Annotated in this window: 16 protein-coding genes; 7 read left to right on the top strand and 9 right to left on the bottom strand. The window is 43.7% G+C overall.

All coding sequences use genetic code 11. From position 1 onward, the window contains the following. Positions 1–4: 4 nt before the first annotated feature. Positions 5–664: an ABC transporter ATP-binding protein gene (locus ACP26M_RS14900; protein WP_426580999.1), complete on the bottom strand. Its 660-nt coding sequence runs from the start codon at positions 662–664 to the stop codon at positions 5–7. A 397-nt stretch (positions 665–1,061) separates the two neighbouring features. Here ACP26M_RS14900 and sucC point away from each other — a divergent pair, with 397 nt between their 5' ends. Next, entirely contained in the window at positions 1,062–2,255 is a 1,194-nt protein-coding gene (gene sucC, locus ACP26M_RS14895; protein WP_090532025.1) for an ADP-forming succinate--CoA ligase subunit beta, read from the top strand. 122 nt (positions 2,256–2,377) lie between these two features. On the opposite strand, the gene ACP26M_RS14890 is transcribed toward sucC, so the two are convergent. Both ACP26M_RS14890 and ACP26M_RS14885 read right to left on the bottom strand, forming a co-directional pair. Beyond that, a complete protein-coding gene (locus ACP26M_RS14890; RefSeq protein ID WP_090531464.1) occupies positions 2,378–3,091 on the bottom strand; it encodes a PH domain-containing protein in 714 nt (237 codons plus the stop codon). Between the two features lie 122 nt (positions 3,092–3,213). Further along, a complete protein-coding gene (locus tag ACP26M_RS14885) occupies positions 3,214–4,200 on the bottom strand; it encodes an acyl transferase (RefSeq protein ID WP_426580995.1) in 987 nt (328 codons plus the stop codon). A gap of 228 nt (positions 4,201–4,428) precedes the next feature. Here ACP26M_RS14885 and ACP26M_RS14880 point away from each other — a divergent pair, with 228 nt between their 5' ends. Together ACP26M_RS14880 and ACP26M_RS14875 are read left to right on the top strand one after the other, a co-directional pair. Next, the gene (locus ACP26M_RS14880; RefSeq protein WP_426580993.1) at positions 4,429–4,908 is read left to right on the top strand and encodes a DUF1203 domain-containing protein; all 480 of its coding nucleotides are present in this window, start codon (positions 4,429–4,431) and stop codon (positions 4,906–4,908) included. Between the two features lie 93 nt (positions 4,909–5,001). Then, positions 5,002–5,679 carry a lipid-binding SYLF domain-containing protein gene (locus ACP26M_RS14875; protein WP_354486722.1) on the top strand — a complete coding sequence of 226 codons (678 nt, stop codon included), beginning with the start codon at positions 5,002–5,004 and terminating at the stop codon, positions 5,677–5,679. 53 nt (positions 5,680–5,732) lie between these two features. On the opposite strand, the gene ACP26M_RS14870 is transcribed toward ACP26M_RS14875, so the two are convergent. Further along, positions 5,733–5,873: a hypothetical protein gene (locus ACP26M_RS14870; RefSeq protein WP_167516217.1), complete on the bottom strand. Its 141-nt coding sequence runs from the start codon at positions 5,871–5,873 to the stop codon at positions 5,733–5,735. Here ACP26M_RS14870 and ACP26M_RS14865 point away from each other — a divergent pair. Further along, complete coding sequence (locus tag ACP26M_RS14865; protein WP_090531471.1) at positions 5,872–6,093, top strand: hypothetical protein; 222 nt, start codon at positions 5,872–5,874, stop codon at positions 6,091–6,093. The two genes, ACP26M_RS14870 and ACP26M_RS14865, sit on opposite strands and share 2 nt — an antisense overlap. On the opposite strand, the gene ACP26M_RS14860 is transcribed toward ACP26M_RS14865, so the two are convergent. From ACP26M_RS14860 to ACP26M_RS14845, 4 genes are all read right to left on the bottom strand, one after another. Then, positions 6,079–8,514 carry a penicillin acylase family protein gene (locus ACP26M_RS14860; RefSeq protein ID WP_426580990.1) on the bottom strand — a complete coding sequence of 812 codons (2,436 nt, stop codon included), beginning with the start codon at positions 8,512–8,514 and terminating at the stop codon, positions 6,079–6,081. The genes ACP26M_RS14865 and ACP26M_RS14860 overlap by 15 nt on opposite strands. 33 nt (positions 8,515–8,547) lie before the next feature. Beyond that, a complete protein-coding gene (locus ACP26M_RS14855; protein WP_090531473.1) occupies positions 8,548–9,126 on the bottom strand; it encodes a thermonuclease family protein in 579 nt (192 codons plus the stop codon). 163 nt (positions 9,127–9,289) lie between these two features. Then, positions 9,290–9,517: a VOC family protein gene (locus ACP26M_RS14850; RefSeq protein WP_426580988.1), complete on the bottom strand. Its 228-nt coding sequence runs from the start codon at positions 9,515–9,517 to the stop codon at positions 9,290–9,292. Next, entirely contained in the window at positions 9,478–9,639 is a 162-nt protein-coding gene (locus ACP26M_RS14845; RefSeq protein ID WP_426580986.1) for a hypothetical protein, read from the bottom strand. Before ACP26M_RS14845 ends, ACP26M_RS14850 begins: the two co-directional genes overlap by 40 nt. Before the next feature lie 250 nt (positions 9,640–9,889). On the opposite strand from ACP26M_RS14845, the gene ACP26M_RS14840 reads away from it, so the two are divergent. The 3 genes from ACP26M_RS14840 to ACP26M_RS14830 all read left to right on the top strand — a co-directional run bounded on the left by ACP26M_RS14840 (position 9,890) and on the right by ACP26M_RS14830 (position 12,129). After that, entirely contained in the window at positions 9,890–10,150 is a 261-nt protein-coding gene (locus ACP26M_RS14840) for a (2Fe-2S) ferredoxin domain-containing protein (RefSeq protein ID WP_091163031.1), read from the top strand. Between the two features lie 103 nt (positions 10,151–10,253). Continuing rightward, positions 10,254–11,198 (top strand): helix-turn-helix domain-containing protein, encoded by a 945-nt coding sequence (locus ACP26M_RS14835; protein ID WP_426580984.1) that lies wholly within the window; start codon positions 10,254–10,256, stop codon positions 11,196–11,198. 85 nt (positions 11,199–11,283) lie between these two features. Further along, positions 11,284–12,129, top strand: coding sequence for an SDR family NAD(P)-dependent oxidoreductase (locus tag ACP26M_RS14830; RefSeq protein WP_426580983.1), 846 nt, complete (start codon positions 11,284–11,286; stop codon positions 12,127–12,129). 231 nt (positions 12,130–12,360) lie between these two features. Here the strand turns inward: ACP26M_RS14830 and ACP26M_RS14825 are convergent, their stop codons facing one another. After that, a complete protein-coding gene (locus tag ACP26M_RS14825) occupies positions 12,361–12,891 on the bottom strand; it encodes a ferritin (RefSeq protein ID WP_129569350.1) in 531 nt (176 codons plus the stop codon). Between the last annotated feature and the right edge of the window lie 102 nt (positions 12,892–12,993).

The following is a 12,993-nucleotide window of genomic DNA, read 5'->3' as shown; positions in this document are numbered from 1 at the left end:
ATAGCTACTGACCGTTAACAATTAAACCATCTCTCATTGTAACTGTACGGTCTGACAGGTTTGCAAGATCTTCATTATGAGTAACAATTACAAAGGTTTGCCTGAAATCATTCTTCAACTTAATAAATAATTCATGAAGCTCGAGCGCGTTTACCGAATCAAGGTTGCCTGAAGGTTCATCGGCAAAAATAAGTGCCGGATTGTTGATTAACGCACGTGCCACAGCTACCCGTTGTTGCTCACCGCCCGATAGCTGGTTAGGTTTGTGGTGTACCCTTTCTTTCAAACCCAGCAGGTCAAGCAGCTCTGCCGCTTTTTTTTCTGCTTCAGATTTTGATTTTCCTGCTATAAAGGCCGGGATGCAAACATTTTCAAGAGCGCTGAACTCGGCCAGTAGATGGTGAAACTGGAATATAAAGCCAATCTGCCGGTTCCGGAAATCGCTTAGTTGTTTGTTGTTTAGTTTGTTTAGTTCAATATCATTAATGGTTAAAGTGCCCGAATCCGGCCGGTCAAGGGTACCTAATATGTTAAGTAACGAGCTTTTTCCGGCACCTGAAGCACCAACGATAGTCACTATTTCGCCCTTTTGTACCTCAAGGTCAACGCCCTTTAATATTTGTAACTGTCCGTATGATTTATGGATAGATCTAGCTTTAAGCATTTGGCAAAGTTAACGGATTAGCTGGATTTATTTTATTGGGATTACACCGATTGATTTATGATTTCACCGATTTTTCCTGTTGCTGATTTTTGATTATGTTGACACCCGGTTTTTCTGATTTGACGAACATTCTATTAATCTTAAAATCCTGTAAATCCTGATTCTGATAAAGAGCTGAATGAAATGATTTAAGGAGGGTCTCAACTGAAAACAAGTTCTCCTACTTTTTCTTTGCGGCGTTGCGCCTCAGCGTGCTTAATATTCAATTCCCTAAGTTTCTTGTACTTTACATCCTTTGTAAATACAATGTTATTTGCCCCGATAAGGGCAAATAAACTGAAACAAGGTGTTTACCGTTTCAAACAAAATTGTAGCTTTACCGCAAATTCTTCAAAACATGAATATTCACGAATATCAGGGTAAAGCTATATTAAAAAGCTATGGCGTTAGAGTTCAGGAAGGCATTGTAGCCGATACTGTTGAGCAGGCTGTTGAGGCTGCCCAAAAATTGAAAGAAGACCTGGGCTCAAGCTGGGTAGTGATCAAAGCACAGATTCACGCAGGTGGCCGTGGTAAAGGCGGCGGTGTTAAGCTTGCCAAAAACATCGACCAGGTAAAAGAACATACCGGCAATATTTTAGGTATGCAATTGGTAACTCCACAAACTGGTCCTGAAGGTAAAAAAGTTAAGAAAGTTTTAGTTGCACAGGATGTTTACTATCCGGGCGAAAGTGAAACTAAAGAGTTTTACATGAGCGTATTGCTTGACCGCGCACGTGGCCGCAACATAATTATGTACAGCACCGAAGGCGGTATGGATATTGAGGAAGTTGCACACTCAACCCCTGAGCTTATATTTAAAGAAGAGATTGATCCTAAAGTTGGTTTACAGGGCTTCCAGACCCGTAAAATAGCCTTTAATCTTGGCCTTGAAGGCGAAGCATTTAAAGACATGACCAAATTCATTGCTGCTTTATATAAAGCCTATGAAGGTACCGACTCATCGCAATTTGAAATTAACCCGGTTTTAAAAACCTCTGATAATAAAATTTTAGCTGTTGACGCTAAGGTAAACCTTGACGATAACGCGCTTTACCGTCATCCGGATTACGCTGCAATGCGTGATACCGATGAGGAAGATCCAACCGAGGTTGAAGCCAGCAAATCAAACCTTAACTATGTTAAGCTTGATGGTAACGTAGGCTGTATGGTTAATGGCGCCGGCTTAGCTATGGCTACTATGGACATCATTAAAATTGCCGGGGGCGAGCCTGCCAACTTCCTTGACGTAGGCGGTACGGCCAACGCGCAAACTGTAAAAGCTGGTTTCAATATCATCCTTTCAGATCCTAACGTAAAAGCCATCCTGATCAACATCTTCGGTGGTATTGTTCGCTGCGACCGTGTTGCGCAAGGTGTAATTGATGCTTACAAAGAGATCGGTAATATCCCGGTGCCAATTATTGTTCGTTTACAGGGCACAAATGCTGCCGAAGCAAAAGAACTGATCGATAACTCAGGTTTGAAAGTTTACTCGGCAATATTGCTGAAAGAAGCTGCAGACCGTGTTAAAGAAGTTTTAGCGCTTTAATTCTTTTTAAAGATTAGGGGCTGGTGATTAGAGATTAGTTGCCAGCCTGTAGATAAAAAAGGAGGCTGTATCACATTGATACGGCCTCCTTTTTTTATAAGGGTACGATGTCCCCTAAAAGACTATAAGTCACTCAAGAGGTCAAGTTTTTTGGCATTATATTCTTCCTGCGAAATAAGGCCATTATCAAACAAGGTTTTTAGTTTTTTTAGTTTTTCGGTAAGCTCATCAGGCTTTGGTGCGGCAGGCGGAGGTGTTTCCTGTACAACAGGAGCAGGGGCCGCGACTGGTGCGGGTGGCGTTACCGGTGCAGCAGGTGCTGTATAGCCATTTGGTTGAGAAAACGGCTGAGGCGATGCCGGTGCTACAAAAGCACGGGCAGGCGAGTTTTCCAGCTGGATAGCACCTGATTCGGCACGTTTTTGCTCCAGGTCGCGCTGACGGCGGGCTTCACGCTCAACTTCCTTACGTTCCTGGGCGTACTGGTATAATTTACGGCCCTGAACTTTAGGCAGGTAGTCAACAGCCATTTCGGCGCCACCGGTGGTTTTTACGCTGAAAATGGAACCGATAATTTCTTCCTTGGTATATACGTCAACGATATCTTTCCAAACAAAATCAACAAACTTGATAGATAGCCCAAGGTTGGCCGGGGTAAAAAACAATACACGTTTGTTGGTAATAGCTATACAATCAGGAAAAAGGTTTACCAGCGGCTTTTTCTGAACGGCAATGTAGATAACCTCTTCGCCTGAAGAAAGCAGGTCAACAAGGCGTGAATAAACCTTTTCAACTGTTTTAGGGTCCTGTTCCTCGTTTAAAAATTTCTCAATCATATTTTTAGCATTTATGATGCGCGCAAAAATAACAATTATACCTGTTAAAGAGTCAAGAATCAAATGTTAAGAATCAAGTTTTCCTGAAACGTGATTCCTGACGTCTTGATTCTCAAATGGTATTAAGCAATCAACAAATTACATCCGCGGATGTCTGACTGGTCAAACCGGCCCAATACTTCAAAAGAGCCATCAGGGTAAATCCTGCCCAAATCCTGCGTAGCAATAAACGCGCAGGAATTGATATTGGCCAGGTCAATAACGCTGATGCCGCCTGTTTTACCAGTTTGTAACGTACTGAGCGGATCGTTAGTATCCCGGATGATGATCTTCATCCATGGCGGGCAATTGAAAATGCCGTCGCCTTTGGAGTAAGCTTGTGACAGCAGCTCCGTCATTCCATATTCCGAGTGGATCTGCTTTACACCAAAGCCCTTACCTAAAATTGCGTGCAGTTCCTCGCGGATCATTTCCTTACGGCGGCCTTTCATGCCGCCGGTTTCCATTACAACCAGTTCAGGGAAGTTGACCTGGTAGTTTTCAATAAAATCGAGCAGACCGAAAGTAACACCTATTAAAAGCGTAGGTTTCCTGGCATCCTGCTGTTTTTTAAGTTGATGAAACAGCTCGTCATGATTATACAAAAAGAAACCGCTATCCGGGTGATTTGATTGTTTAATGAGATCATCAACCATGTAAATGAGCGATGAACCTTCGCGCTCCAGATACGACGGGAGCAGAGCGAGGACGGTAAAATCCCCGATATCACCATAAAAAATATTGAATGCACGCCGAAAGCTTTCCTCATACCAGGTTTTATCGGTAACCCGGTGACTGCTGGTGATCATCCCGGTAGTACCTGAACTCGTAAAGGTTACCTCAACGGGCGCATCGGTACTTAATATAGTATGTGACTTAAAAAACTCGATAGGTAAAAATGGGATCTGACTGTAAGATGTAATTGATGCGGTGTCAATTTTCAATCCTTCAATAAACTGCCTGTAAACCGGGTTATGCTGTGCCTGGTAATTGAAAACCCGCAATGCTGTTTCATTAAATCGTTCATCAGTATCGATAGAAAATACCTGTTGTTTTCCGGGCTTGTCCATTGAGGCAAAGATAAAGTAAATGTGCAGATGTGCGGATTTCAGATATGCAGATTATCTGAATCGGGATTAATCCGGTTTTTGGATTATTGGATTTTTAGGTGCTGGCGTTTAAACATACATCCGGGAAATCCTTAAGTCCTATAAATCCCGGTTCAGAAACTCCGCAAGTTTCGGGTTGAAACGCTTTGTTTATCGCGCGAACTTTGATCTATCTAAAAAATAATAATCATGAATACATTTAAAATTGTACCGCTATCAAAATCATTCGCCGAAAAAGTAAGGACAACCATGACCGACGATTTTGGAGGCGAAGTGGTTGAGCAACTGGCTACCGGGCTTGGGCCATGCCGGGTTTCACTTAAACCCTTTGAACGTAATGTTGATAAACGCCTGTTGCTAAAGCACTCGCCTTTTGAAATCGAAAATGCCTATAACCAACCGGGACCTATTTTTATTCACGCTGAAGATGTGGAGGAGTACAGCGATATTTATCGTTTCCCGCCGGAGATTAAGGCTAATAAAAAGAGTTTCCCGCTGTCGGTCATAGGTTACAGTAAAGCGCAACAAATGGTTTTAACCCGGCTTGTTGGTGATGCCGATGTAGATGAACTGATTAACGAAATATTTGCCGAGAATGATAATGTTGAATATTTGCATGCCAGAAATGCCCAGGCATGTTGTTTTATATGCAAAATTGAGCGTGTTTGACTTTCCTATTACATAAAATTAAAAAACAAGTACGTGTTTTGGGGGTTAGTTAAGTATTGAATATATAATTAATAATATTAATCATCCATCCCCATGAAAACATTAAAATTCTTGAGACTCCCGGTTTTGTTAGGTCTCTTTTTTGTAATGATATCGGCAAAACCGGCCGACGACAGCAAACAGACAGAACGCATCCATAATTCGTCAAATGTGTTGAAAGAGTTTGCCAAGATGAAGGAAAGCATCCCGCATCAGCTATTGGAAGAATACGAAGGCATCGTTATCATCCCCAAACTCATCAATGCCGGATTTGGCATTGGCGGTAAACGCGGTAAAGGCGTAGCCATGGTGAAACTGGGTAATGGCAAATGGAGCGATCCGGTGTTTGTTACCTTAACGGGCGGTAGCTTTGGCTTGCAAATTGGCGTACAATCCGTTGATCTGGTGCTGGTGTTCCGCCATAAAGGTGTGTTAACCAAAGTCAAAAATGGCGATTTTACTATCGGCGGCGATATTTCTGCAGCAGCCGGCCCTGTGGGCCGCAGTTCGACTGCAAGTACCGATTATAAGCTACAGGCTGAGGTTTATTCATACTCACGCAGCCGTGGTTTGTTTGCCGGAATAACCATCAATGGCTCAAACCTGGGCATTGATAAGGATTCAAATGCTGCTTATTATGGAGCTAAAGCTACCTCGCAGGATATTTTTGCGCAGGCGAGCAGCAATACCGAAGCAGTTAAAACGTTAAAAGAAACATTGGCTTCGTTTTAAAAACAATGCATTGATAAACAAAAATACCCGGTTAAGTTCCGGGTATTTTTGTTTTAATGCTTTTGAAATGCCCGTTTAAGCAGTAGCCCCGAAAGTGCTGACATCCCACCCACTAAGCCTCCTAAAATGCCGGTTACAGCCAATATATAACCCCAGCCAGGCAAATGAAATAAGTGCGCTATCCTTGTAGCCATGATATGGTCATTGGGTATGCTTTTAAAGAGAGCCAGTACTATCCACACCACCAAAACCGCTGTAAAGGCTTGCCAGAAAGAACTTTTTGCTGTTGTGCCAATAAAAAGGGCCGTTAAAAAAGATATGACGGCAACTATCCACCAGGGTAAAAAATATCCGCTGGCAAATGAAAGTATAAGTATGATGAAGAACAACATAGTGCTATTATTTACCGGTTAATGTATAAGTTGATTTAATGCGTGGTGACTGTTCACTTACCGATTGCATGAAGAGTAGTTCTTTTAACTTTCCCTCATTCCAGGTTTTGAACATATCGTTATAAAAAAAACTGCCGGGATTACCTGATTCGCCGCCGGGAAAAATGCCGTAACCTTTTACCTTGGGACCCATTTGCACCACCATGCGCCATGACGGGCCATGCCCGTCATGAAGGGCATTAACTGTTGATGCTGTGCCACCCGATTCAAAATTGCCTGAACCAAAAGCCGGCTGGCGTGAAAGGCTCGCTATCTCCATTTTTTTAAATTTACCCCATTGCCAGTTTGCTCCGGGGTTACCACATCTGTCGGTAATTTCCTTTACCGCAGCTGCAAAAGCTTTATTAACGATATCTGCCGCGGTTTCCTTTGCCGGTGTGCGGATGTCATCAAACCATTTGGAAGTTGGCTCTTTAAGCAGCAGCTTTTCTGTGCGATCTACTGAAGGAAAATTGTTTTGCAGGGTTTTATCTGCAAAATCATCCCCCCACACAGCATTGTACAATTGCGACCACCAGTTGGAAAATACAGTGGCACCTATTGAATTCGGCGTAAAATTTTTATCCCACTTATTGATTTGATCGTAAGCACTAAGTTGTGCAGCATTAAGTTTGGTTGGGTCGATATATTTAAGTAGGGTTGGTAAAATGTCCTGTGCCCGGATACAGTAAACATCTGTTTGGAGGATGCGCATACTATCAACGGTGGCTTTGGTCATAACGGAAAGTCTGTCATTAATGCGTTTACCGCGTTCATAGGGTGCAAATGACCAGTTGATATAATAAGGATAAGACGGATCTGTTGACGACTGATTGGCTGAGCTTACAAATCCCCGAGGCGGATTTTTAATGGTGGGATCCTGCTCAAATGGTACCCAACCATGCCAGTCGTCGGCAGGATCGGTTCCATCTAAAATAAATTTCCCCTGGTCTTTGTATTTAAGCGGATATTTACCGTTTGGCGTTATGGCGATATCGTCTTTACTGGCAAAAACAAAATTTGAAGCAGGGGCGCTGAAAAAGGTAAGCGCCTTGCGGTAATCGTTATAGTTTTTGCCTGTATTAAGCAGGTACATAGCCATCAGTTCGTTGGATGATTCGTGCGCTATCCACCTTAAAGAATGCCCAACCGGAACAAAATCAGGGCCATCGGCTTTTTGAGCATTGTTTTGATACACAACCGGGCCATGGTGCGTATAAACTACTGTATCATAAACCGGTTTTTGACCAAGTACTTCAATTTTTTCAACACGGCGGGTAGTTTTATTCCATTTGTTGTTGTACCAGTATTCCTCCATTTTGGTATCCCTGAATTTTTCCTGGTACCAGTCCAATACGTCGGCATCAACATTGGTAATACCCCAGCTGATGTTATTGTTAAAACCTAAAATAACACAGGGCGCACCCGGTAATGATACGCCATAAACATTCATACCCGGCGCCGAAAGCTGTACCTGGTACCAGATAGAAGGTAGTGTGAGGTTAAGATGCGGGTCATTAGCTAAAATAGGATACCCGCTTGCTGTTTTACTGCCCGCTACAGCCCAGTTATTGCTGCCGATACCTTCAACACGGGGTTTAGTATTTGTACTATCTGCCATGCCGGCTAAAAAATTAGCAGATGGTTTGGGAATGGGCAGTGGTTTAAAATAATCCCATTTTGTCCCTGTGGGGATGATGGGATCTTCGTGCATAGGATAATCGGGAAAAAGATCATTTGTAGTGGCCGGGCCAAATTTGCGCAGGATATTGGTCATGGCAAATTCGTTTGAGCCGCCGGCCAATGTTTCCGACATTAGCTTAAGCAAAAAGGCGCAGTTGATAGGTTTCCAGTCTTCGGGGGCGTAGTTCAGGAGTTTAAATTCTATGGGGTAACTCCTCGGGCTTAGCTGATGGATATAACTGTTGATGCCATCGGTATACGCCAGGATCATGTTGCGCACTACTGGATCGGCCATCATTGCCTTTATTGTTTTTTCGGCGCCGTAAACCATTCCCATGCGGCGGTGATAGCGGTCAATATCCAATACTTTGGGGCCAATAACTTCAGCCAGCCTGCCTGCTGCCTGCCGGGTTTGGATATCCATTTGCCAAAGACGGTCGGTTGCGGTCATATATCCCTGGGCAAAGTACAGGTCGTGCTCGTTCTGTGCGAAAATGTGCGGGATATGATTCTCATCAAATTTAATGGTAACCTTGCCCTGTAAGCCTTTAAGTTTCAGGTCGAGCGTTGGCAAAATGTGCTTGCTTTCGGCATTTTGCCAAAAACCATCAGCAGGGCTCAGGAATTTTCCTAATGGTGGAACGAGGCTTATTTTAGTTTGCAGTGCCCAAATGAGCAGTAATGTGAAAAAGATAGATATGAATGCTTTGGTAAACTTCATTGCTTGGATGATGATGCCCCTAAAGTTAACCATTTAGGCTGCATATTCAAGTCTTGGCTTACGCTTGCGATAATGTTTTTTAGGTTTAGGAGTTTGAAGTGAGTCTGTCTTAGGTTGTTTCTTTTCCCGGCGAAAATCCCAGGGCGGGGTAGGATTGGCATCCTGCCATAAACCAAGTTTATCTTCGCGGGCCTGTTGTTCCAGAGCAGCCAGTTCGGTGTTTTTGGAATAGGCTTTATACTGCCAGGCGTAGCCATTTTTTACCAGCGCATAATTTACATTGGTGCCATCGATAAGTACTACCTGCGCAACAGTACGGCCATAGCGATCATGCTCGTTGCCAATTAATCTCACCTCTTTACCAAAACACAGATCGGAAGTGAATTTTTTAGCTGCCTGTCCAAAGGCCTGCGATTTTTCAGGGCAGTCAATTTCGGCAAGCCTCACAGTAATCTGCTGGTTATCGCCGGTAAGCAAACCCAAAGTATCACCATCTTTTATTTTCACAACTTTATAAACACTGGCATCGGGTTGTTTGGTATTATTGGGATTACAACCGGCAATTATAAGTAATATGAGGAGAAGTAGGGCAGAGTACTTTTTAAATGTCATATATTAATGTGCGGATTTTGGATATGCAAATATGGGTATCTGAAACGGGATTAAAGGGTTTATCGGATTTGACAGTAAGAAGATTAACCCGGATTAAATGAAAAGCATTAAAGGATTTGACCGGCAAAAATCCCGGAATCCGAAATCTCCTCAAATCTCGGTTCTATTTCGCATGCAGGCTCAACGCGTTTCCGTCGGGATCCTTAACAGTGGCAAAGCGACCCCATGGGGTTGTGTCAACATCGCCCACTTCAAGGCCTTTGGCTTTAAGGTCTGCTATATCTTTATCCAGGTTGTCGGTTTTAATTACAAGGCCGCGTACACTACCTGCAGGCATTTCAGGGAACCAGTTTACCAGGGTAATGGAAACAGGCGAGCCGGGAAATGCCATCTGGATCCAGGTTTGTTTTCAAAGTTAGCTTCAACCAATATTTCAAAACCGATTTTTAGGTAAAACGCTTTGGCTGCTTGTTGGTCGGTTACAGGGATGGAGATAATTTCAATTGCTTTCATATACTTAGCTTTGTTTAATGCTAATGGGTTGGCTTAACCCCGCATTGAATTTCAAATTTATCTTTTAAAATATACAATTAAAAAAAATTAGCATCGGCACCATGTCGATGTATGCGTATCGAATCGGACAGCGGCATTATAATAAAGCCCTTTCAATCTTGTAAACCCAATTAAATCCCGGTTCAGATAAAATTGGAACATTAAAGCATTAACTTTGCTGATTGTTAACATAGTCTTAATAATTGCCATTATGAGCAAATTTACCATACCTGATAAAGTGTTGTACGTATGCGTAGGCAGCAAATGCGGAAAACGAGGCGGTAAGGACATGTACAAGATCGCAAAATCGTACATTAAACATCATCACGGCCCCGAAGAGTTGGAGGTAATTGAAACCGAATGCACCGACAGGTGTAAATATGCCCCTGTGTGCAGTATCCAGCCCGGCAACACCTGGTTGAAAGAATATCACCCTAAAGAGGTGTTGAAGTTGATGGATCTGATTGAGTGACCTCTTCCAAAGATGCCGTATCATAAGCCCCTGCTTTGTAGGGCTTGGACGGCGCTATTAAAATTCACTAACTTTGCGCCGAATCAAATTACATTACCGGGCCATGGAAAATTCAACGATTCCCCGTATGCCATTGGAAAAGTTCGCGGCGGACAACTACCAGCAGCCATTACTCAATGTAGAGCATTACCCGGTTGATTCGCAACACTTTGTCATTCAAAACCGGGACACTTACCCGATTAAGGATTATATATCACCGCACCGTCGTAAATTTTACAAGATCTTCCATATGACCCGGGGTACCGGAGTTTTGACCATCGGCCTTCACCGCTACGAAATGGGGCGGAATGAGATCGCTTTTCTCCACCCCGACGAGATCATGTCCTGGCAAACCACCTCAGCAGAGACTGGCGGACATTTCTGCCTGATCCATCCTAACTACTTCGGGCTCGAAGCCGACCATGTGCTTCAGTTGTTCCGGCAGTTCCCGAACTTTGAGACTGATAAGGCGGTGATCCAACTGACCGACGAACAGTCGGCTACGATTAACGGTTATTTCGAAACCATGCACCGGGAAGACCGCGGTAACAGCGACGATAAAAAGCAGGCGATTTTATTACAGTTGCAGATGCTGTTGCTCGAAAGCCGGCGCGCTGGCAAGAACCTGATGCGCACGAAGGCTTCGGAAGGTTATAGCTATATCTACCGTTTCTTATCCTTACTGGAATCATCCTTTCAGATACAGGAACGCGACTCCTACGTTAAGCTTAAAACGGCGGCTGAATTTGCAGACCAACTGCATGTGCACCCCAATTATCTGAATTCCCTTGTTCGCAATCAGACAGGAAAAACCCTGCGGGAACATATACAGGATCGTCTGATCCATGAGGCCAAATCCTTACTCGTGCAAACCGACTGGGGTATCAATGAGATCAGCGACGGACTTGGCTTCTCCGGCCAGGCCGCCTTTACCTCCTTATTCAAGAAAAAGGCCCTTGTCTCCCCTTCAGAATTCCGCAGAAATGCGGCTGTTTCAACTCATATTTGAAACTCACAAATATTCCTGTGATTTGAATAAGTCCCTTCAGGGCCTTCCTGCGCAATTTTGTACCATACAATTAATGATCAAGAAAATGAAAACACAGAAAGTATGGTTCGTTACAGGAGCCTCAAAAGGATTAGGTTTAAGTTTAGTAAAACGGTTGTTAACTGAAGGCTACAAGGTCGCGGCTACTTCAAGAGAGGCAGAAGCCTTACGTACCGAGGTGGGCTACAGCGGCGATGATTTTCTTCCGCTGCAGGTGAACCTGACCGACAACAACAGTGTAGCCGAAGCGATTACTGCGATAGTTGCTAAATTTGGCACGATCGACGTAGTTGTGAATAACGCCGGTTACGGGCAGCTCGGCACATTAGAAGAACTAACCGACGACGAAGCCCGCAAAAACTTCGACGTCAACGTATTCGGTTCGCTGAATGTGATCCGTAACGTAATGCCGATATTTCGCGCCAGGAAATCAGGTGCATTCTTTAATATCTCTTCAATAGCCGGTTTCCTGGGCACTTTCCCCGGATGGGGCATATACAACGCCACCAAATTTGCGGTTGCCGGCTTCACCGAAGCGCTTTCGGCTGAAGCAAAATCACTGGGCGTAACTGCCACCATCGTTTATCCCGGCTATTTCAAGACCAATTTCCTGCTGCAAGGCTCATTGCGCACCGCAGCAAAGCCGATCAATGACTATAAAGAAGCCCGCGACCTGGAAGTGATCCACAACGAACAGGTCATCGGCAACCAGCCCGGTGACCCTGAAAATGCGGCTTTAGCCTTCATCAAAGTGGCTGAAATGGAAGAGCGCCCGCTGCACTTATTCCTGGGTTCAGATTCATTCGGTATGGCGCAAAACAAGATCGAAGCCGTTCAGAAAGACCTGGCTGCTTTCGAGAGCATCAGCAAATCGACCGATTTCAAAAAATAAGCTTTTTTCCGCCCTTATAAAAAGCCGGCCAGCAACCGCCGGTTTTTTTGTGTTTGCAGGGTAATGCCGAAGGTATCATATGAAAAGGAAAGAGCCACCAAAACAAAAAAGACCGCATCATTTGATTTACGATACAGCCTCCTTAAAATAAGATGTTAAAACAAATGCCTTTCGTTTATCGAAAGGCATTTCGTGTGGAAACCTTTCCCTCTGGAGAGGACAGGGTGGGGCTTAAGCCTCACTATCATATTTTATCTGACCAACGTGCTTGTCAATCTGCCATCTGCCGGTACCCTCTTCGCCGATAACTTCAAACAGTTCAAGGGCGCGGCGGGCTTTGTATTCTTCTTCGCGTTGTTCTTTCAGGAACCAGTTCAGGAACTCCATAGTAACAAAATCCTGTTCTTTCATGCAGCGCGCATATATGTTTTTGATAGCGTTGGTAACGCTAATTTCCTGGTCGAGGGCGTCTTCAAACACTTCGCGGAATGAATTATATTCCTGTTTAATGCCGGTTACCTCAGGTGATACAGCATTACCGCCCATATCAAGGATATATTTATAAAATTTTAGCTGGTGATGGCGCTCTTCTTCGGCTTGTTTGAAAAAATATTCGGATGAAAAATCATAACCGTTGCGATTGCACCATGATGCCATGGCCAAATATGCTGACGACGAAAATGCTTCTTTTTTAACTTGCTGATTTAACAGCGCTTCAATATCTGATGATATCAGGCTTTTTATGCGGAGTAGGTCTTTCATGGTCTTGATAAATTAATGTTATATGTCTTATCGCAGGATAGTTATATACAATAATAATGCTGTAAAGGCATATTAGTTTAATTTAAAGACAATATGAAATTA

Source organism: Mucilaginibacter sp. R-33, from assembly GCF_049949235.1.
Taxonomy (GTDB): Bacteria; Bacteroidota; Bacteroidia; order Sphingobacteriales; family Sphingobacteriaceae; genus Mucilaginibacter.
Note: the sequence above shows the minus strand (reverse complement) of the source record. Positions and strands in the feature narration are given on the sequence as shown.